Origin of the sequence: Helicobacter brantae (assembly GCF_003364205.1) — a bacterium.
Taxonomy (GTDB): Bacteria; Campylobacterota; Campylobacteria; order Campylobacterales; family Helicobacteraceae; genus Helicobacter_G; species Helicobacter_G brantae.
Map to the genome: position 1 here is coordinate 1 of NZ_NXLV01000022.1, position 22,008 is coordinate 22,008.

Sequence of the window (22,008 nt, forward strand, 5' to 3'; positions counted from 1 at the left end):
TGTTTTAGTTTTTTGTTTTGACTTTAGTGGTTTATGTTGTTGATGTAGTTTTTGCTGTTTTTTTTTTTTTTAACAAGAAGTCGGTATAGGATTTCTGTTAGGGTCTGGTGGGCTTGGTGGTGTTTATAAGAGTCGGCTTTTAGGGGTTATAAATTTAATTGAGATAATGCTTTTAGCTCTTGATTTTATCGTGGGGGGGGGGGTAAAGATTGTTCTTTGTTTGGGAAAAAATTTTAGATAAAATATGTTTGTGCTAAAGAGGGGATTTCTTTCTTGTATCTTTTTTTGATACAGGAGGTCTGAGAGGTGAGAAAAATTCATCAACTAATCAGGCTCTTACTAGATTTAGTGAATCTAGTAAGAGAAGTCCTTGGGCTATTTAACTAGCCCATTTTCTATTGCAAGAGGCATTATAACTCAATTTAGCCAAACTTTCAGTAAAAATTTCTTTGGCACAAATAACAAGGAGGAATCCCCTGCTAAGAGGAGGCTAGGTTGAGAGGAGCTTGGCTCCTGCCTCACCCCCTTGTTTGATACTCACTCAAACTCTCATAGCAATATTCACAAACAAACGATTAAACAGAGTCAAAAAAAGACTATAATTTCCACATATAAATAAGAAGAAATACAACTTCTTATTAAGAAATAAAAATCTAAAAAATAGGAGTAACAAATGGCAAACATTACAGGTTCAATTATCTTGGCAGAAAGAATTAAGAACTTTTGGGATAACAGAGCTAAGAAAAAACTCAATGAGGTTATCGCAGAAGCAGAAGAGATTTTGGAAAGTGAGCATTATTTTGGGTATTTGGTTAGAACAGATAAGATGGGATATTTGAGAGCTTTGTCAAAGGCGAAATACACATTTAGAGGTTTAAATCGTGATGATTTGACAGAGGGAATGATTGATGGAGAGGGTGTAAATCCTTTGTTTGTAGAAATGGTTGAGGATTTTTACTATTCAGAGATTAGGGTAGGGGCGAATATTTATGATTTGAAATTGGCGAGATATAATGCTTTGAGAGATGAGTTGATTGAGAGATTTGAGGGAAGAGCAGAGAATTTTACAGAAAAATATGCAAAAAATGAGTTTAACTTATCAAGACAAGAAATGTTTAATAAGGTAAAAAACAATGAGCTTGTATTTGCATTATCAAATCAGAACAACACTTGGTATATTTTAGGTAAAGATAGATATAAAAAAGGTGTAGAAAACAAGGTAGCAAACCTTAGTGTCCCTCATTTTCCTTTGGAGTTAGTGGGGTAATTAAAACCCTCCACCTGCTCCATCTCCCCCACCATTTCCACCACTTACTCCCCCTTCATTGCCACCTGCTCCACCATTGCCTTTTTTGCCTCTGAAGGCATTGACAATGTTTCTAGCGTTTTTGAAGGCAGAGCCTTGTGGGGTGAATTGGCTAATAGTTTCTAGGGCTGTGGTTGCAGTGTTCTCTTTGCCCTTTTTGATTTGGGTTTGATTACTCATACAATCATTCTCCATTTTCTCTTAGTATAACTCAAATCGATTCTTTACACCAACGCCTCTTTTAGCACCTCTTCGATTCTCTCCACTGCCATAATCTCCAAATTTTCCTTGACTTCATCAGGGATTTCATCTAAATCTCTTTTGTAATTTTTGCTTGGGATTAGAACCTTTTTTATCCCTGCTTTATAGGCTGCGATGAGCTTTTCTTTTAGCCCACCGATAGGCAACACCTTTCCACTTAGCGTTAGCTCTCCTGTCATAGCGATATCCCCCCTCACTTTCCTATCGCTCAGAATTGAGGCAATCACACTTGCCATCGCAATCCCTGCACTTGGCCCATCTTTGGGTGTAGCACCCTCAGGGACGTGCAAATGCAAATCATAGACTTCATATACAGGCTTTGGCTTCTCTTTGGTTTTGGGAAGCTTGATTGTGCTTTTGAGTTTGCCCTCATTGAGCAAGACTTTGACTACCGAGTGAGCGATACGAGCTGATTCTTTCATCACATCTCCTAGACTTCCTGTAAGACTTAGCACTCCTTTGCCCTCTATTCTCACAGCCTCGATTTTTAGCACATCTCCCCCCACACTCGTCCAAGCCAACCCATTGACGACGCCTAGTTGTGGGGCTTTCTCGGCAGGATCGATTTCAAAAACGATTTTATCAAGGAATTCAGCTAGGTTTTTTTGAGTGATTGAGATTTTGCTTTTCTCTCCTTTGGTGCTATCTACTAGCACTTTTTGAGCGACTTTCCTCATAATCGTAGCAATTTGGCGACGCAAATTTCTCACGCCTGATTCTCTAGTGTATTTCTCTATCACATCTTTGAGAGCTGGTGGGGTGATACTCACCTCATAGGACTTCAAGCCGTGTTTTTTCATCTCTTGGGGGATAAGATATTTTTTGGCAATCTGCTCTTTTTCTTGTGGAGTGTAGCTAGAGATATGGATAAACTCCATTCTATCCCTCAAGGGTGCAGGGATTTGGGAGATGTCATTAGCTGTGGCGATAAAGATGATATTTGAGAGATCAAGATTGAAGTTTGTGTAATAATCCCTAAATTCTTTGTTTTGCTCAGGGTCTAAAATCTCTAGCAAAACACTTGTAGGATCTCCCCTAAAGCTTCGCCCTACTTTATCAATCTCATCTAGCACCATTACAGGATCCATCTCTTTGGCATCGATTAAGCCTTGCGTGATTCTCCCTGGCATTGCTCCAAGATAGGTTCTCCTATGCCCTCTTAGCTCATTGACATCTTCTAATCCCCCAAGAGCTAGTCGCACAAGTGGGCGTCCCATTGCTTTGGCAATAGAGTTGGCTAGTGAAGTTTTTCCCACACCTGGAGGTCCATAAAAGCACAAAATCGTTCCTTTAGAATCTTTGTTTTCTTTACCTCTAAGGGCTAGAAGCTCCTTGACAGCGAAAAACTCTACAATTCTTTTCTTAGGTTTCTCAAGTGAGTAGTGATCTTCTTGAAGTTGCTTTTCTACACTCTCAATAGAAAGCTTTTGTTTGCTAAATTTTCCAAAAGGAATCTCAAGCACCCACTCAATATAGTTTTGCACGATACTTGCATCGCCACTATCTTGATTCATCTTGCTTAGCCTATCGATTTGGCGTTTGATTTCTTTGTGGATTTCAGCAGAGATAAAGGGCTTGATAGAAGCAAGTTTTTCTCTATATCTCTCAATCTCCTCTTCTTTTTGCCCTTCCAATCCTAGCTCTTTGTGGATTTGTCGGATTTGCTCTTTGAGGAAGTATTCTTTGTTGATTTTATCCATTTTGCTTTGCACACGAGATTTGATCTCTTTTTGGAGCTTTTGATTTTCAATATCAGCCACCACATATTCAATCAAAAGAATCATTCTCTCTTGGATATTGTTTTTGGCAAAAAGCTCAAAGGCTTGGGTTTTGGGAGGCTTGATACTTGAGGCAACCAAATCGATAATGCGATTGGGATCTCCTCCCTCTTCAGTCGCCCTCAAAAGCTCATTTGTGATATTGGGATTGACATTTGCAAGAGTAGAGAGCTGTTCTCTTAACACCTCCATTGTCGCATTGAGATGATCTTCATCATAAGATTGATACACAAAAGGAATCACTTTCCCACACAAAGGAGAGTTTTGGACAATTTCTGTAATCACCCCTCTTGCAATCCCACGAAATAGGATTTTCACACGCCCATCAGGTAAAGACACTTTACGCATAATATCCCCCACAACCCCTACTTTATAAAACTCATCACTTTTGCCCTCTTTGAGATAAGCGATAAAGAGCTTTTTGTCCCCCTTATAGGCTTCATTGAGGGCTTGAATATTTTTGGGATCACTCACAAAAATAGGAGTAATCATAAAAGGATAGATTGAAAAATCTTCTTCTAAGATGATATGAATTTGTTGCACTTCAGACATTGCTTCTCCTACCAATTAAAAATCATTACATACCAAGGCACATAAGAGGGAATAATATAATCAATTTTTTTAAGTTCTATGGCGTCCATTACATACCAAGGCACACCATTGGTGATACTTCTAAAACTACTTCTTAGCTTTGGATCGCTTCGATTGAGATAGAGCTTTGCTGCATATTCTTTATCTTGTTTGCGATAAACATTGGCAATAGCTTGATCTAGCTCAATTTGTCCTAACTGAAATTTGGTAAAAATATATCCTACAAAAGGTGTGTAAATCTCGCTAGGATAGGCTTCAAGATAGTTTTTGATTTCTGTAAGAGATTCTTGCATAAACTCTTGATCTTTGCTTTGATTTTTGAATGAATAAAATCTTGCAAGGATTTTGAGATAGTTGATATAGCTATAATTTTGGCGATTGGAAAATCGCTTAAGATACTCATCAAAATAAAATTCTGCAAGCAAAAACTCTTCTTGTGCCATATGTGCGTGTCCTAGAGCAAGCATTGCTTCAGGGATAAGGGGGGAGTTTGTATGCTCACTTTGGAGTGAGGCAAATTTGGTATCAGCTGTTTCAAGATTGTTGTAACGAATCTCTTTGAAAATCTCTTCATACCAATACATTGCAGGTTTGTCAAACTCCTCAACCTTATTGGAACACGCACTAAAAAAAACAATCATAAAAGCAAAAATAGTAAAAATAAAACTTTTTTTCATTTCCAAATCTTAAAGCTATAAATTTTGTTCAAAGAGATAAAATCCTAACAATTGCCTTGAATTATATCCAAGCAAAGAGGTTTCAAGGTTTATTTTAAACATTTTTTGTGTAAAATCATCTTTAAAATAAGATAAAATTTGTGAAAAACCTTTATGGGGTATTTTTAACTAGGAGTATTTAGAGTTATGGTTTTTGAGGTAAAGTCGCCAATTCTTGGTTTTGAAGATGTTAGCAAAATGAGGCTTGAAAAAATTGATGATTTGTTTATGAAGCTCTCAAACGATGAGGATTCCTCTCCAATTTTCACACTTATCAACCCTTTTGCATTGCGTGCGTATGATTTTGAAATCCCCACAGCATTACAGCTCTTGCTTGAGATTGAAAGTCAAGAAGATCTTTTGGTAGGCAATATTATGGTTTTGCAAAACCCTATTGAAAACTCCACGATCAACTTCCTTGCACCTGTGATTTTCAATGTCAAAAACAAAACTATGGCTCAAGTCGTGCTTGATAGTGCAAAATACCCCCAATATGGGCTTTCAGAATCTATTGATTCTTATTATCAAGATCAAATCAAATCTTAATGCAATCTCTGCTCATTGTCGGCTATGGGAATCTTGCTCGTTCCATACTCAAAGGCATTGAGCCAAACACTTATGAAATCTTTGTGCTTGGCAGAGATTTTGAAAAGTCCCAAAAATTCGCTCAAGACTTCCCTCTTCACTCTATCACTCCTGTTGAAAATATCCAAGAGCTAAAAGAAGCAAAGCCCATCATCTTACTCTGCATCAAACCTAAAGGATTGCAAACTTTTAGTTGTGATTTTCCTCTCACTCTAGTGTATTCTGTTATGGCAGGGGTGGGGGTTGAGAGTATTATCAAGCAATTCCCCAATGCCCTAGCCTATATAAGAGCGATGCCAAACATTGGGGCTTTGGTGAAAAAATCTGCCACAGCCCTCTATGCCTATGCTCCACAAAACTCCTCTATCCAAGAAGCCAAAGAACACGCCCTTGCTCTAAGCCTAGCTTTTGGGAATGCTGTATGGGTAGAGAGTGAGGAGCTTATCGACTCCTCAATCGCTACAAGTGGAAGCTCTCCTGCCTTTCTCTGTCTTGTCGCTCAAGCCCTCATAGATGCAGGAGTGCGTGAAGGATTGAATGCTACTCAAAGCTCAATGCTTGTCAAAGCTACATTTGAGGGGTTTGCTGAATTGCTTAAAACCCTCAATCCTCAAGAGATCAAAACCCTTGTTACAAGTCCTGCAGGAACGACTGCTGAAGGGTTGGCTTATCTTGAAGAGAGAGGATTTAAAGGGATTTTAGAGCAAGGGGCTCATAGAAGCACACTCAAAGCCAAAGGCAAAATCTAGCAAGTGCAAGACATTAGGCTAGTTGCGATTTTGGGGGGAAGTGGAAGTGGAAAAAGTCAGCTTGGATTGGAGTTGGCTAAGAAGCTAGATTGTGAGATTTTTTCCCTTGATTCTCTCTCAATCTATCAAGAGATTGATATCGCTTCAGCCAAGCCCACAAAAGAAGAGCTAAAAAGTGTTTTTCATTATGCTATTGATACTCTCTCTCCCACAGAGCACAATAACGCTACGCTTTTTTCCTCACTTCTTCAAGAAGCTATCCACTCCACCCAAAGCAAGGGCAAAGATACACTTCTTATCATCGGCGGCTCAAGCTTTTATCTCAAAGCCATTATTGAAGGACTTTCCCCCCTCCCCACTCTCAGCCAAGAGCAAAGCCAAAGGATTAAAGAGCAAATCGCCTCTCTTACCTCTCCCCTAGATTTTCTCCTCACACTTGAATCCTCACTGCCTTTCTCCCACAATGACACTTACCGAATCCACAAATACCTTGAAATCTACTTCTCCACAGGACTTACCCCCTCGCTTTATTTTCAGAACAACCCCAAAATCCCCTTCCCTTATGCCATAGAAAAATACGCCCTAGTCTTGCCTAGAGAGGTTTTGAGAGAGAGAATCGCTCTAAGAAGTGAGAAAATGCTAAGAGAGGGGATTATAGAAGAAGCAAAATATTTGCTAGAGAAGTATGGGGAGGAGATTCAACCCTTTGGCTCTATTGGATTAAAAGAATGCAGGGATTACCTCAAAGGAGAGATTGGCTCAAAAGAAGAGCTAATCTCTCTTATCACCACTCACACAAGCCAACTTGCCAAACGCCAAAGCACTTTTAATCGCACTCAATTTGGAATCCCCCTTCTTTGCAGTGAAACAAACTCTCCTAGAGAATATGCAAGAAGGCAGATTATCCAAGGGGATTACAACTCTCTTTTAGAGCTAATCTAAGAATTATATTTTTCTTTATCCAAGCTTCCTAGCTCTTTGTCCGTGGCGATTGCTGAAGTCATCGCCCCACTCACATTGCTCATCGTTCTTGCCATATCCATAATCGGATCAATCCCTAGCACAATTGCCAAAATCCCAAAATGCTCTCCCATTCCAAGCCCTGTAAGCACTATGGAAGCCACCATTGTAGCAGTGCCAGGAATCCCTGCCACACCAATGGAGGCAAAAACTGAGAGAATCACAATCATCACCCCCTCAATCACTCCTACCTCTACCCCCATAATATTGAGAGCAAACACCCCTACAAGCCCCCCAAAATACCCTGCACAGCCATTTGCACCAATAGAAGTCCCCAAAGTTGCTACAAATGGGGCCACCACATCACTCACTCCTAGTCTATCTCTAAGTGTGCTAATGGTTACAGGCAAGGTTGCCACACTTGATCTTGAAGTAAAAGCCATAAGGAGAGCAGGAATGGCTTTTTTGCAATAGTGCCAAGGATTAAGTCCATGCATTGTAAGGATAAGAAGATGAATGACAAACACACACAACGCACACGCATAAATCAAAGCCACAAACAGCAGTGCAGGAGCGATCACATCAAAGCCAAATCTCAAAAAGATTCCTGCCATCATCACAACCACAGCATAAGGCATAAATCCAATAATCCCCAAAGCAAACTTATACACCACAGCGTGTAAAAACTCTACAAATCTCACAAAGGAGTGATAGATGGGATACTCACTTCCCACACTCTTAGCACACAAAGCAAAGATAAAGACAAAAATCACTACCCCCACTACGCTATTGCTCCCCATTGAGGCGATGATATTGTTGGGGATAAGTCCCAAAAAGATTTGATTCAAGCTCTTCACTTCTCTTGCACTCTTTAAGCTCTCCCCTACTCCAAAACCACTTCCCAAATCAAAGTAAGCCCCCAAACTCACAGCAATCATACACGCCAAAGCCGTGCTAAAAAGCAACCAAAATGCAGAGCGAACAAACAAAGAAGAAAAACTCACACTTGATTTAAGACTTAAAATCACATATAAAATCCCCACCATTACAATAGGAATCACCAAAAGTTTTAAAAAACTGACAAAAATTGTAGAAAAGAAAGAAAACCAAATATAACTTTCATAAAACCATCTAAGATTGCCCTGAGTCTTAAATCCCTCTACAACCCCTTGAGGGAATCCTGCAAAAACCTGCATCATAAAACCAAAACAAATTCCAAAAAGCAAAGCCAAAAACATTCTTTGAGAAAAGCTTAATCTCTCTCTCAAAGCATACAATACCCCAAATACAGCAAAAAGCAAAACCATTACAAAAAGTGTTTTCCACGATGAGATAAGGAAAAAATTTTGCAAAAAGGCTTCCATTTTTTCTCTCCTAAGACTTAAATTTTGGGGAGGGATTTTACTTAAGAATCGCTACAATTTTGCCACAAACCCGCGATCAAGCCCACTCAAATCTTGATAAAACTCCACATCGCTAAAATCTTTGAGTGCTTTTTGTAAATTCTGCTTTTGATCCCACCCCATTTCACAGGCAAGATAGGGGATATGATGAGTTTTTGCACAAGAGATGATTTTTTGCAAAATCTCATCTCCTACCTCTCCCCCAAACAACGCTTCTTTTGGCTCATAGGCGACATTGGGAGGGAGGGTATAATCATTGGCGATATAAGGGGGATTGGATACCCACAGCCCAAAGGAGTGGGAAGCAAAAAACTCATCACTCTCTAGCACATCTCCTTCAAATAAAATAATCCTCTCTTCCAAACTCTTATCAAGTGTGAGAAATCTTTGGATATTTTTTTGAGTGAGAGAGAGTGCCAGAGGGTTAATATCACTTGCAATAATTGAGATTGAGGGGTTAAGGAGTGCCAAAGAAATACTAATAATCCCACTACCCACTCCTAGCTCAAAAACTCTCTCTATCTTTTCTTTTTTGATTAGCTCATCACTTTTGCTTACCAAAATCTCAGTTTCAGGTCTTGGGATAAGCACACCTTGGCTAATCTCAAACTCCCATTCATAAAAGCTCACCTCTCCTACAAGATACTCTATGGGCTCATTTTCTTTGGCACGATTTAGCAGGGTGCAAAACTCTTTAAACTCACTTGAAGCAAGTAATCTATGGGCTTGAGTATGCAAAGTGATTCTATCCACCCCTAGCACACTAGAGAGTAAAATCTCGCTCTCTAATCTTGGGCGAGAAGAGGAGAGGAGTTTTGAGCCATACTCCAATGCCTCTTGGATACTAAAACTCATAATCTAGGGCTTTTAAGCGTTGCAATAGTGGGGGATGAGTGTAGTAGAAGAAAATATAAACAGGGTGAGAGCTAGGGAAAGATTTGTTCTCATTGACAAGCCGAATCAATGCTTCAGCTAAAGCTTGTTTGGAAGCTAGATTAGAGCCAAATTTATCAGCACGATACTCTGCCCTGCGTGAGAAAAACCCAATCACAGGCAAAAACCAAAACGATACCACAGGAGCAAGTAAGATGAGTAAAATCAGCAAATTTCCTGCATTTTTCCTCAACTCCAATTCATCAAAAAAGCTTTGAGGCAACTGCCCTATCACAAAAAATACAGAAAACAAAAAGATTCCACTAATCAAAAGATTGACTAGCAAATCTTTGTATTTGAAATGCCCTAGCTCGTGTCCCAAAATCGCTATCAATCCATCAGAGCTGACTTTATCAAGCAAAGTATCAAACAACACCACTCGCTTATTTTTCCCAAATCCCCCAAAATAAGCATTAAGCCGTCCATCTCGCTTGCTTGCATCCATTATAAAAATCCCACTGCTTTTAAACCCAACACTCACAAGCAATCCCTCAATTCTTGCTTGAAGACTTTCATCATTTAATGGAGTAAAAGTATTAAAAAGTGGGGCAATCCAAGTAGGATATAAAAAATTAACCAAAACAATGACTACAAAAGAAAGCAAAGCCCCATAAATCCACCAAGATTCAAAATAATAAATCGTATAAACCAAAAGATACAGCACCCCTCCCCCTAGAATGATTGTCATTGCCAAACCTTTAAGCAAATCTATCACAAAAGTTTGTTTGCTCTGCTTACTGAAGCCATATTTTTTATCTAGCACCATTTCAGTGTAGTATTTGAAAGGAATAGAGAGGATTTGAGAGAAAAGGATAAAAGCCAAAACCATAATTACACAATTGAGATTCCTTCCTCTAGGCAGATGATAGCTCTCAATCAACTCATTGATAGCATACAATCCATACATAATCCAAAACGCAAAAAGCAATCCATTAAAAAGGTGCTGTGTCAAAGACACCTTAAGTTTATCAAGTGCATAATATCCTGCTTGGATATAGTCCTCTTTGGGGAGGATTGTGGGCTTTTGGGTAAGTGCAAAAGAGATATGGCGATATTGCAACATATCTATAATCACACTAGGTATCAAAAAGATACAGAAATAGATGACAATGAGTGTAACCTGCATTAACTTTCCAAATTTTTAGAGATTTTTCTTATCTTAATCTCTCTTTGTTTCTATTTGATAAATAAACAATCAAATAAAGTGCAGGAGTATCCAAAAGCGAAGTGAAAATAAAGATGATATAGCTAGAGAGGATAATCTCACTAATCACTCCAAGATCATATACACCCCAAAAAGCTCCAAAACTAAAAAGAATCGTATTTAAGAGTTGAGAAAGAAGAGTGGAAGCATTATTGCGAACCCACAAAAACCTTCTTCTATCTCCCCAAATCCTAGTGCTTAATTTCCACCACCAATGATACAACCACACATCAACATAAGAAGCGATAGCAAAGACAAGCAAAGAAGCGATGATAATGCGTGGGGTTTGGGTAAAGAGTTGAGCTAGACTTGCTGATAGGCTCAAATCTTGCAAACTATAAAGAAGCCAAGTCTGAGAAGCTACAAGGAAAATCATACTTCCAAAGATTGTAAGCTTAATGGATTGCTGAGCGATTTTTTTGCCCCTTAGCTCACTTAGAGCGTCAGTGATGAGAAAGGTAGAGGCAAAAAACACATTCCCCAAAGTCTGCTCCATTCCAAAAGCTCTAATAAGCATTACTACCTCAATATTTGCCAAAATCGTTGCCACCACAGCAAACATCAATAACCCTCTCACTTTGAAAAACCCATAGGCAAACACCACGCCCCCATAGATTAGCACCACACTTAGGCACAATAAAAATTCATTACTCATTCACACTCTCCTATACCAAAATCTGTGTTTTCTAGCAAAATATCAATCCTTGGATTGTCTTTGATTTGTGGATAAATCTCTTTGAGAAATATCTCTATCACGCCCCTATCAGCTTTCATTTTGGAGTTATCACACATCACATTTAGACAAATTCTCTCAAAATGCTCTAGCCCCAAAGCAATGTCTTTTTTTATCATCTCCCCACTTTGAGAACTCACCCCTATCAAGAAATTTGCTTCATCAAAATCTTTTGCAATCTCTTTGGGAGAAGCAATCTTGATTCCCTTCTTTAGCACACCCTCTCTAAAATCATAATCAAAACTCTCTAACCCTAGCTTGAGTTTCACTCTAAAATCAGAAAAATACTCTTTGAGCTTGGCAATCTTGCTTCTATATAAATAATGGCATTCAAAAATCAAAGTATGCACCCCCCTCTCTTTGGCTACCTCCAAAATCTTTGCCATACTCTTAGAATCAATCTCATCAAAACTCCCTGAATTGACTACTTCCAAAATCCCATAATGCCCCCTTACTTGATTGAGTGCTTGACAATTTAGCTCATAGCTCTGCTCCCCCACATCAAGATAATAATCACAAAAGCTACACCTCTTGTATTTGCACCCACTCCCTTGCAATAGCACAATCTCTCGCTTATTTTTCTCTTCAATCACTCCATATCGCTTCACTTTTGCTCCCTAGATTTTTGATTTGATTTTATCATAGTGCTTAAGTTTAATTTTGCACTTATTGCATAGGAAAATCCAAAAACCCCTCAAAGCTTTGGATATAATTCAAGCTTTTATTTGTCTCTGTAAGGAATCATATGCAAAATCATAATACACGATATATTTTTGTTACAGGTGGGGTGCTAAGTTCTCTAGGCAAGGGGATTACTTCCTCATCAATTGCGACTTTACTCAAACATTCAGGGTTTGAGGTTTCAATCCTCAAAATCGATCCTTATATCAACCTCGATCCTGGCACGATGAGTCCCCTAGAGCACGGAGAGGTGTTTGTAACCCAAGATGGAGCAGAGACAGATTTAGACATCGGACATTATGAGCGATTCCTCAACAAAAGCCTAGAGAAAAAAAACAACTTCACCACAGGGCAAATCTATCTCTCAGTCATCGAAAAAGAGCGAAGAGGAGAGTATCTTGGCAAAACCATTCAAATCGTCCCTCATATCGTCGATGAAATCAAACACAGAATCAAATCCGTAGGAGAAGGAAGCGACTTTTTAGTCGTAGAGCTTGGAGGAACGGTGGGAGATATGGAGGGAATGCCCTACCTAGAGGCAATGAGAGAGATGAAGCACGAGCTAGGAAATGAAAGGGTGCTAAGCATTCATGTAACCCTAGTGCCTTATATCAAAACTGCTGAAGAGCTAAAGACTAAACCCACCCAACACTCAGTCCAAGAGCTTAGACGCATAGGCATTAGCCCTCAAATCATCGTAGCAAGAAGTGAAAAACCTCTAAGCAAAGAACTCAAACGCAAGATTGCTCTAAGCTGTGATGTGGCTGATGATAGTGTGATTGTCGCAGAAGATGCAAAAAGTATCTATCAAGTGCCACTAAACTTCTTGCAAGAAGATATTCTCACCCCTATTGCTAGAAATCTCTCTTTGCCCCCTCTCAAACCCAATATGCAAGAGTGGGATTTGCTAGTGAAAAAAATCATCTCCCCCACAAAAAGTGTCAAGATTGGGTTTGTAGGCAAATACCTTAGCCTCAAAGAATCTTATAAATCCCTCACAGAAGCCTTAATCCACGCAGGAGCAAACCTTGATGCAAAAGTGGAGATTGAGTGGATTGATAGTGAAAACCTCACTTCAAACTCCTCAATCCTTCAAGATTTAGATGGGATTCTTATCCCTGGTGGATTTGGAGAGAGAGGAGTAGAGGGCAAAATCTTAGCAATTCAGTATGCAAGAGAGCACAATATCCCATTTTTAGGAATCTGCCTTGGAATGCAACTCTCAATCATTGAGTTTGCACGCAATGTGCTAGGTATCAAAGAAGCCACTTCAAGTGAGTTTGATTCTAAGACTTCTTATCCATTTATTTATATGATAGAAGATTTTATCGATCAAGAAGGGCAAAAGCAAATCCGAACCCACACTTCCCCACTTGGTGGAACAATGCGACTAGGAGAGTATGAGTGCAATCTCAAAGAAAATAGTCTTCTCCAAAAAGCTTACAACAACCAAAAAACAATCAAAGAACGCCACAGACACAGATATGAAGCCAACCCCAAATATCGCTCTATGCTAGAAGAAAAAGGGCTGATTATCAGCGGAGAGAGCAATGGATTGATTGAAGCCATAGAATTAGCCAATCATCCTTGGTTTGTAGCCGTGCAATTCCACCCAGAATTTACCTCAAGACTTCAAAACCCAAATCCTGTCATTTTGGAATTTGTCAAGCAATCGCTCAAAAAATGCTAACTTTTGAGGACATTGCCTACAAGCTCTCCAAGAGGTTTGAAAATCATCACTTCAACTCTTTGAAAGATTTACCTCAACCCTCTACCCTAGCAAATATTCCCAAAGCCTCTCACCTCATCGCCCAAGCCATACAAAATGGAGAAAAAATCCTTATCGTAGGGGATTATGACGCTGATGGGATTCTCTCCACAGCTTTGATGCAAATCTTTTTTCACTCTTTAGGGGTGAAAAACTTCACTTGCATTATCCCCAATCGCTTCAGTGATGGCTATGGAATCTCTGCTTCTATCATAGAAAACAATCCTGCAAACCTCATCATCACCGTAGATAATGGAATCACAGCCATTGAAGTGGCAGAGCTTTGCAAACAAAAAGGGCAAACCCTCATCATCACCGATCATCACACCCCCAAAGACACTCTTCCTAATGCCCTAATCATCAACCCCAAAGTAAGTGGATTTGTCCAAGAGGAGATTTGTGGGTGCTTTGTGGCGTGGTATTTGTGTGCAGGGATTAAACAAGCCCTCAACTCTACTTTCAACCTCGCTCCACTCCTAGAGCTTGTCGCAATCGCTACAATCTCTGATGTTATGCCCCTCACTCATCTCAACAGAATCATTCTCACCAAAGCCCTCTCCTCTCTCAAAGCCCCACATTTTGCATTTGCCCAATACCTCTTAAGCAAATACAAAAAAATCGATGAGGAATGTATAGGCTACTATATCGCTCCACTTATCAATGCTTCAGGGCGTATGGGAGAGGCTCAAGTGGCACTTGATTTCATTCTCTCCCCCAATCTCTCTGAAGCCAAAGTGCGATATGACGCCCTCCAAGCCCTCAACACCCAACGCAAAACAATCCAAGCCCAACTCCAAGAAGAAGCCAAAAACCACACCTATATCGGAGAGGAGTGTGTGGTTGCTTATGGAGAGGAGTGGCACGAGGGAGTGCTAGGAATCCTTGCAGGAAAACTCTCCACCCAATACAATAAAAGTGCGTTTGTCTTCACGCTCAAAAATGGCTTATATCAAGGCAGTGGCAGGGGAGTGAGTGGGGTAAATCTCCTCAAAAGTCTAGAGCTTATGGAGTGGGAGGGGATAGAGTTTGGAGGACATAGCAAAGCAGTGGGAGTGAAGCTAGAGAAGATTGAGGGTTTTCACTTGCATTTCAAAGCCTACCCCCAAGAGGAAAATCTTCAAGAATCCTTGCTAGGAGAGGTAAGCATAGAGCTACTCACTCCCTCTCTCCTCTCTCTTCTTCGCTCTTATTCCCCCTATGGCGAGGGCAATCCTGAACCCCTCTTCTTCATCAAAACCCTAGAAATCTTGGAGCATAAGCTCATAGGAGAGGGCAAAAACCACACTTCACTTCTCATCAAATCTCCCTACAAACCCATCAAAGCCTTGCTTTATCATCACGCACTCCCTCCTACGCCCTTTTTGCATAATGTGATTTTTGCTTTCAAAGAAGACAACTATTCTCGCAAACCCCTTATCCTCATCAAAAGCTTAAGCTAATGCCCTTTATCACTCAAAGATTTTTTATCCAAGAGGAGCAAAAGGCGTTTTTGTGGCTGATGAGGACATTGCATTGCACCCAAAAAGAAGCCCAAAAAATCCTAGATAAAGGGTGGCTCACTCAAGAAGGACAGGCTATTCACAAATCTCAAAGCATTTGTGGAGAAATCTCACTCACTCACTTCTCCCCCTCTCCTCTCAAGCTCCCCATAGTCTTGCAAACCCCCTATTTTGTCATCTATGATAAACCTGCCTTTCTCCTCACTCACCCCAAAGGGACATTTTCTCACCCTAGCCTTTGTGATGCACTCAAAAGTGAGTTTGGACTACAAGCCAATCCTGTGCATAGGCTTGATAAAGAAACAAGTGGGTTGCTCCTATGCAGTATCAATAAAACTTACGAATCCCAACTAAAAGCCCTCTTTGAAACCTCACAGATTCAAAAAACCTATCTAGCTCTAGTGAGAGGCAATCTCAAAGAAGAGCAAATCATAGATTCTCCCATCCTCACTCCCCCAAAAGGAGCAAAACACTCCAATCTCCAAATCCGCTCCACTCTCTCCCCTCAAGGCAAAAATGCCCAAACCCATATCTTGCCCTTAAAATCCCTCAAAGATAGCACTTTGGTGCAAGCCACACCCCTCACAGGACGCACTCATCAAATCCGACTTCATCTCTGCTCCATAGGACACCCAATCTTAGGCGATCCCTTGTATGGGTGTGAGGATAAATTTGCTCAAGCCTATCTTGAGAGTGATTTAGGAGAGGAGCAAAGAGAGAGCTATTTTGGAGCCAAACGCCTAATGCTCCACGCTTACTCTTTGAAATTTAGTTTTTTGGGAGAAAACTATGAAGTAAGCAGTCCATTTCTTATCGATAATATCTCTGTAATCCCCTAAATATCGATATTTCTAAAATATGCCCCCCCCCCCCCGAGTTAAAATATATTGCAAAAAATCAAATTTTTTGATAAAATATTCGGCTTATATTTGAATCTAAATTCAACACAAAAGGAAAAACTATGACTAAAAAGAATAAAACTCTAGGGGGGGGGGTAGTAGCAAAATCTAACACCCTCTCTTCTCAAACTTCAGTCGCTAAACCTAGCAGATTTTTCAAACCTCTTGTTGCAAGTTCTTTAGCTCTTGCTTTAGGGGTGAGTGTGGCAGTGGCAACAGATCCTAGCATTCAAATTAATGGCAGTGATGTTACTTTGCAACAATTGCAAAGTAATGGAGGGAATGTCCTTGCAAAATGGGCTGAAAGTGGTAGCTATACAACAATAGCAAACAGCACTAACAATACACCTTTTAATCACTTCAAATTTCAATTTCAAAAAAATGCTAGTCCAAGCGTAGGCAATGTCTTGACAGATCAAAATAATACATACGAGATTCTTCCCAGAAGTGCTGATGGCAACCCTTCACTTACTCTTACAAACAATAGTGGAAAGGGACTAATGATTGGATCTAGTGGCACAGGAGATTTAATAATGAGTTTTGCTTTGGCAACAGGAAATGATGCCCCCATAGGTGCAAATGCAACACTCAACTTCACTAGCACCACACAAGAGAATGGCAGAAATGTAGCTCTCTATGGAAATCTTGTCATCCAAGGGGGATATGGCAATTGGTCCATTCCTAGCAATCCTATAACCCATTTGACTGCAAATTTCTCAGGAGATCTAAAGGGGAATGTTACACAATTAAACCCAATGAGTGGATATACACCATTTAGTAAAATGACATTTACAAATGGTAGTAATATCACAGGAAATGTAAGCATAGCAATTGGAGGAGCAACCTTTGAGTTTGATAGTGGAGGAATTCAAGGCAATCTATCAATCACGCCAAATGGAAATAGTATGTCAGATGTTAATCTCCTTCGCACGACAGGATCGAATTTGGCAATTGGAAAAACTGGTGGGTTTATAGAAGGGCAACTTAGCACATCAGGAGGAGGTGACACCAACTTCCTTATCGGCTACAAAGATAGTGTAAAAGATGGAACCAAGGTCATCTCCCTCAATCCTGAAGATACCACAAAATTTAGTATCACAAGAGGAAATTTTACTTTCTATAATATGAAACAACTCAACTTTGTAGATGACAGCAATCAAGCAAAAACTTTCACTCTCCAAACTGGAACGATTGATAGTGCAACCTTTCAGTTTGATAGAAGCCTGATTGCAACCCCCTCATCACCTTCTCGTGCTGGAGGAGATGCTCTGACAACGATTATGACAGGAAATCTCACAGCCCTCAATGGGAAATCCATTCGATTTTCACTTATTGATGATGAAAATATTACAGAGAAAATTGATGAAAGCACTCTAAAAACCCTTCAAGTCAATGGAACGATTACAATCACAGGTGGGGGGCTAAGCCTATTTTACAATGATAGACTTGATTGCTTTGAAGCAAAACTCCAAGCCACAGGAGGTATCACACAAAGTGGTGGATATATTGGGCGAAACGACGCTTTTTTTGAAGCTAATACTTTTACAGAGGCTAATGGAAAGAAAAATATCACTACAATCCAAGGCACAAATGGAGGGATAAGCCACCTTAGATTTAACGATAATGTTAATATCACAGGAGGGATTAGCTCAACAAGTGGAAATGGAACAGAACTTTATTTCTATCAAGGCGTTAATGTTTCAGCAGACACTAATGGCAATGCTATCCAAGCTGGAGGAAACAATACAATTTATTTGGGAGAAACAAGCCAAATCACAGGAAAGGTTATAGCCAATGGGGGAAAAACCAATGCACTTAAGCTAAATAACTCCGCAAATGTTACAATCACTGGTGAAATCAGCACCAATGCAGGAACACAAACTATCTCTCAAATCGATGGCTCTAGTGCGACACTTTCTCTGCAAGATTCTCTAATCAAAGTATATGGTGGAGGAACAGCAGACATCACTATCAATGCAGATAATCTCACAATCGGAGGAAGCTCTAGTCTTCTTGCTGATGGCAATAATAACGGTATCAACACGATTTCAATCACAACAAATACAGCCAACATTTCTCTTACTTCTATTAGTGCTACAATCGATAATAGAAAAAAGAATCTTATCAATATTGCAAGCGGAACATTTGAAGTAACCAACAGCATCTCTTCAAGTGGGGGAGTAAATCAAATTGCTTCAGGAGCAAAGAACACAATAAATAGCATCTCATCTAATGGGAATGGTACTAATACAATCACTCTATCAGGAGTAAGCAATACTATAGGAGGAATTAGCAATAGTGGAGGAATTAATAGTAAAAATGAAATAAGTTTTACCAATGCCCAAGCAACAGACAGCATCACAGGCAATATCCAAGCCATTGCTGATGGACATAATAGAATTGCTTCAACAGGAAACCTAGCTATTCAAGGAGCCAATCTCAATATTCAAGCTCAATGGGGACAAAACTACATCTCAGGACAAGATATTGTTTTGGGAGAGGAAGCCAATAAGATAACAATAAAATCTTATGGAAATAGAGCAGACAAAAAGGCTACAAATGAGATTATTGCCACAGGTAGTCTAACTGGCTACATCTCAAGTATTCAAGCTTATGATGTAATCGTTGGCGACAATGGTTTCCATACAAACATTCTTACAGGTGGGGCAAATAGCAATCTTACAATTGGATCAATGAGTGCATCAACAAGTAATCAAAACACCAATACAATCACTGTAGGCAACAATAGTCAAATTCTCGTTACAGGAAATATCACTCAAGGTGATGGGGGACAAAACATTTTCCACCTCACTGGAGATACTTCCACTCTCAAGCTTCAAGGACAAAACAATGCAATTTCTACTATCAGTGGATATGTCGCTCCCACCCCTCCAGCAGGTGAAAGCAGAGTAACATCAGGGGTATCAACCCTTATCCTTGATGGAGCCAATGCGACAACTTCAAATAGTGGCGTAAGTGCAACAATCACCAATGCTATTGATACAGGAAAACTAGCAATCAACTTCAATGGAAATACCAACAATATTGCCAAACTCACCTTGAGTGCAGGAGGCAATGCCCTTGAGAGTATCACTCTGGGAAATACTGATAATGCAAATTCTACAAACAACACTCTTGAGCTATCTCAAGGACAAACAAGCATAGCTCAAAATGTAGCTATTGGTGCAAATCAAGCCCTAGCATTTGATTTGGCAAATGGCACAACTCTTACATTCAATAGTGGATTAACCACAGCAGGAACAGCGACATTCAATCTCGGCTCTAGCAGTGCCACTACCACAACCACTACAATCAGTGGAGAGATTGAAAATAGCGGAAATAATGTTTTCAATGTCAAATCTACCACAACCACACTCAAATATGGAGCTAATGGCTTAGGCTTCTCAAGTGGGACAAATACTATCAACTTTGAAAACACTAGTGGTGCGACACTCAACTGGCAAGATAGTGAGGGCAATAATCAAGCCATCACTACAAGTGGAGGAAATACAACTATCAACTTCACAAATAGTGGGACAATCGCCGGAGGAGTTAGCACAAGTGATAGTGGAAGCACTACAATTGCTATCAGTGATGGGAAATCTGCAACTATCCAATCTAGTGGTATCAGCACTTCAGGTGGAACAACTGCAATTAGTTTCTTGGGGAATAACACAACCCCAACAGACAGCACAGGATCATTAAGTGGTAATATCTCTACAAGCGGAGGAACAACGACTATCACTTTTGCTCAAGATGGTGGAACTTATACAATCGCTAATTCAAACACCTTTTCTACTTCATCAGAAGGAAAAAATATTATTGATCTATCAAGCAAAAGTGCAACAATTGGTAATAATTTGAGCTTCACAGGAAATAGCGTAAGTGGAAGTGGTGGAAATATCATCAAGATTGGAGATGGCAAAACGCTTACACTCCAAAACGATAATGGTGATGCAACCATACTTACCACACAAGGTGGGGCAACTTATCTCAACTTTGCTGGAACTAGCAATTTGAGTGGAAACATCACCACCACAGCAGGAAGCACGACATTCAATCTTGGAGATGGTAGCAATCTAGCCAATACAGATTCCACCACAGCCACAATCACAGGAACTATCACAAATACAAATGCTGAAAATGTTTTTAATATCAATTCAGCAACAACAAACTTTAAGTATGGCAATACTAATGCAACAAGCGGTTTGGCTTTCTCAGAGGGAACAAACAAAATTGTCTTCACAAATACCTCTGTAAATGGTGCGACACTCGCTTGGCAAGATAGCAGTGGAGCTACTCAAGCTATCGCTACAAGTGGAGGAAATACAACTATCAACTTCACAAATAGTGGAACAATCTCTGGAGGAGTTAGCACAAGTGGAGGAAGCACTACAATTGCTATCAGTGGTGGGGAAACAGCTACTATCAACAATATCACTTCTCAAACCTATGGTATCAGCACTTCAGGTGGAAGCACAAATATCAACTTCATTGGAGCTAGTGGAACTCTAGTAAGCAGTATCTCAACCACAGCAGGAAACACGACATTCAATCTTGGAGATGATAGCAATCTAGCCAATACAGATTCCACCACAGCCACAATCACAGGAACTATCACAAATACAGATGGCACAAATCAAGCAAGTGATCCATACAATGGAGGAACAAACACATTTAATATCAATTCAGCAACAACCAATTTCCAATATGGAAGCGGTTTGGCTTTCTCAGAGGGAATAAACAAGATTGTCTTCACAAACACCTCTGTAAATGGTGCGACACTCAACTGGCAAAATAGCAGTGGAACTACTCAAGCTATCACTACAAGTGGAGGAAACACAGAAATCAACTTCACAAATAGTGGGACAATCAGCGGAGGAGTTAGCACAAGTGGAGGAAATACACAAATCAATATTGAAAATAGCAAAATTGCAAACATTCCTACCCTAAGCACAAGCACTAATGGAGCAACCTTCATTAACTTTAAAGGAAATACAGGAACTCTAGTGGGTGATATCTCCACAAGTGGAGGGACAACGACTCTAGAACTTACAGACAAAATAGCGACTATCACAGGCTCTATGGCTACAAGTGGAGGAAATACAGAAATCTCTTTTGCAGGGGTTTCTAAGCTTTCTGTAAGCAATGGTATCTCCACCACAAATTCAGGAACTACAACACTCAACATTGCCGATAATGCAGTAGCCACAATCAATGGCAGTATCACTACAGGAGCTACTTCTAGTGGATTTAGTGCAAGAGGAGCAACACCAGCGACAAATGTAACTTTCAAATCTACTGAGAATAAGACAAGCACCCTTATCCTTCAAGGCTTAACTAATCAAATCACTACCCTCACAATGGGAGCAGGTGAGAATATCCTTGCTTTGACAGAGCAAGGAGGTGAGGGGCAAAAAGCTAGAAAGAAAAGAAGTGCAGTGATTGATAATGTAGTCAAGAATAGCACAGGTTCCCTCAAGCTTGTTTCTCAAATCAGCTCTGATAAAGCAGATACCTTCCTTATCAAAGGTGCAATAGACAAAACTAGAGGAGCAGAAGATAGCCTTTCTCCCTATCAAATCAGCCTAGTTCTTGCTGAAGGAACAGATTCAAATCAGATTGCAAAAAATTCTCCTGTCCTTGTAGCAACGGTAAAATCTGATTCGGGGATTGAGTTTGAAAAAACTTCCAAGTTTGTTAGTGGATTTGTCTATAAAGAAGCAGATTTTATTACTACTTTAACAGATGAGAAAGGAAATGCTAATGAGAGTGGTGATTACACAAGCTATCTAGTAGGCTCAATAGTTACTGATGGGATTGTAATGGCAGAACAAGCCGTTACAGCCACAGCCTTTACTCTCAATTATGATTTGTATATGGCAAATCTTAACTCTTTGAATAAAAGAATGGGAGAATTGCGTGAGAATAATCATAGTCAA

General features: G+C 39.9%; 16 protein-coding genes. 8 read left to right on the forward strand and 8 right to left on the reverse strand.

The window, feature by feature from the left end:
• Window positions 1-673: 673 nt before the first annotated feature.
• A complete protein-coding gene (locus CQA58_RS07895; protein WP_115570170.1) occupies window positions 674-1,267 on the forward strand; it encodes a hypothetical protein in 594 nt (197 codons plus the stop codon).
• Here CQA58_RS07895 and CQA58_RS07900 read toward each other — a convergent pair whose 3' ends face one another.
• The 3 genes from CQA58_RS07900 to bamD are packed head-to-tail and all read right to left on the reverse strand — an operon-like array spanning window position 1,268 to window position 4,619.
• Window positions 1,268-1,486 carry a hypothetical protein gene (locus CQA58_RS07900; protein WP_115570171.1) on the reverse strand — a complete coding sequence of 73 codons (219 nt, stop codon included), beginning with the start codon at window positions 1,484-1,486 and terminating at the stop codon, window positions 1,268-1,270.
• Window positions 1,487-1,530: 44 nt separating this feature from the next.
• Window positions 1,531-3,897, reverse strand: a complete 2,367-nt coding sequence (gene lon / locus CQA58_RS07905) for an endopeptidase La (protein ID WP_115570172.1) — start codon at window positions 3,895-3,897, stop codon at window positions 1,531-1,533.
• A gap of 8 nt (window positions 3,898-3,905) precedes the next feature.
• Window positions 3,906-4,619, reverse strand: a complete 714-nt coding sequence (gene bamD / locus CQA58_RS07910) for an outer membrane protein assembly factor BamD (protein ID WP_425454677.1) — start codon at window positions 4,617-4,619, stop codon at window positions 3,906-3,908.
• Between the two features lie 180 nt (window positions 4,620-4,799).
• Here bamD and fliW point away from each other — a divergent pair, with 180 nt between their 5' ends.
• The 3 genes from fliW to miaA are packed head-to-tail and all read left to right on the forward strand — an operon-like array spanning window position 4,800 to window position 6,928.
• Window positions 4,800-5,198, forward strand: a complete 399-nt coding sequence (fliW, locus tag CQA58_RS07915; RefSeq protein WP_115570173.1) for a flagellar assembly protein FliW — start codon at window positions 4,800-4,802, stop codon at window positions 5,196-5,198.
• Entirely contained in the window at window positions 5,198-5,986 is a 789-nt protein-coding gene (locus CQA58_RS07920) for a pyrroline-5-carboxylate reductase (RefSeq protein WP_115570174.1), read from the forward strand. Before fliW ends, CQA58_RS07920 begins: the two co-directional genes overlap by 1 nt.
• Before the next feature lie 3 nt (window positions 5,987-5,989).
• On the forward strand, window positions 5,990-6,928 hold the full coding sequence (gene miaA / locus CQA58_RS07925; protein WP_245942805.1) for a tRNA (adenosine(37)-N6)-dimethylallyltransferase MiaA: 939 nt from the start codon (window positions 5,990-5,992) through the stop codon (window positions 6,926-6,928).
• Here miaA and CQA58_RS07930 read toward each other — a convergent pair.
• Genes CQA58_RS07930 through CQA58_RS07950 form a run of 5 tightly spaced genes read right to left on the reverse strand, consistent with a single transcriptional unit; the run spans window position 6,925 to window position 11,827 of the window.
• A complete protein-coding gene (locus CQA58_RS07930; RefSeq protein ID WP_115570175.1) occupies window positions 6,925-8,310 on the reverse strand; it encodes a cation:dicarboxylate symporter family transporter in 1,386 nt (461 codons plus the stop codon). The two genes, miaA and CQA58_RS07930, sit on opposite strands and share 4 nt — an antisense overlap.
• Window positions 8,311-8,361: 51 nt before the next feature.
• Window positions 8,362-9,204, reverse strand: a complete 843-nt coding sequence (gene prmC, locus CQA58_RS07935; protein ID WP_115570176.1) for a peptide chain release factor N(5)-glutamine methyltransferase — start codon at window positions 9,202-9,204, stop codon at window positions 8,362-8,364.
• Window positions 9,194-10,408, reverse strand: a complete 1,215-nt coding sequence (locus tag CQA58_RS07940; RefSeq protein ID WP_115570177.1) for a M48 family metallopeptidase — start codon at window positions 10,406-10,408, stop codon at window positions 9,194-9,196. The genes prmC and CQA58_RS07940 overlap by 11 nt, the downstream gene beginning before the upstream one ends.
• Before the next feature lie 28 nt (window positions 10,409-10,436).
• Window positions 10,437-11,141 (reverse strand): queuosine precursor transporter, encoded by a 705-nt coding sequence (locus tag CQA58_RS07945; protein ID WP_115570178.1) that lies wholly within the window; start codon window positions 11,139-11,141, stop codon window positions 10,437-10,439.
• Window positions 11,138-11,827: a radical SAM protein gene (locus tag CQA58_RS07950; protein WP_115570179.1), complete on the reverse strand. Its 690-nt coding sequence runs from the start codon at window positions 11,825-11,827 to the stop codon at window positions 11,138-11,140. The genes CQA58_RS07945 and CQA58_RS07950 overlap by 4 nt, the downstream gene beginning before the upstream one ends.
• A 137-nt stretch (window positions 11,828-11,964) precedes the next feature.
• Here CQA58_RS07950 and pyrG point away from each other — a divergent pair, with 137 nt between their 5' ends.
• From pyrG to CQA58_RS07970, 4 genes are all read left to right on the forward strand, one after another.
• Window positions 11,965-13,590: a glutamine hydrolyzing CTP synthase gene (pyrG, locus tag CQA58_RS07955; protein WP_115570180.1), complete on the forward strand. Its 1,626-nt coding sequence runs from the start codon at window positions 11,965-11,967 to the stop codon at window positions 13,588-13,590.
• Window positions 13,584-15,107, forward strand: a complete 1,524-nt coding sequence (gene recJ / locus CQA58_RS07960; RefSeq protein WP_115570181.1) for a single-stranded-DNA-specific exonuclease RecJ — start codon at window positions 13,584-13,586, stop codon at window positions 15,105-15,107. Before pyrG ends, recJ begins: the two co-directional genes overlap by 7 nt.
• On the forward strand, window positions 15,107-16,006 hold the full coding sequence (locus tag CQA58_RS07965) for an RluA family pseudouridine synthase (RefSeq protein ID WP_115570182.1): 900 nt from the start codon (window positions 15,107-15,109) through the stop codon (window positions 16,004-16,006). The genes recJ and CQA58_RS07965 overlap by 1 nt, the downstream gene beginning before the upstream one ends.
• A 122-nt stretch (window positions 16,007-16,128) precedes the next feature.
• Window positions 16,129-22,008: beta strand repeat-containing protein (locus tag CQA58_RS07970; RefSeq protein ID WP_147288632.1), on the forward strand; the 5,880-nt coding region annotated here is incomplete at its 3' end.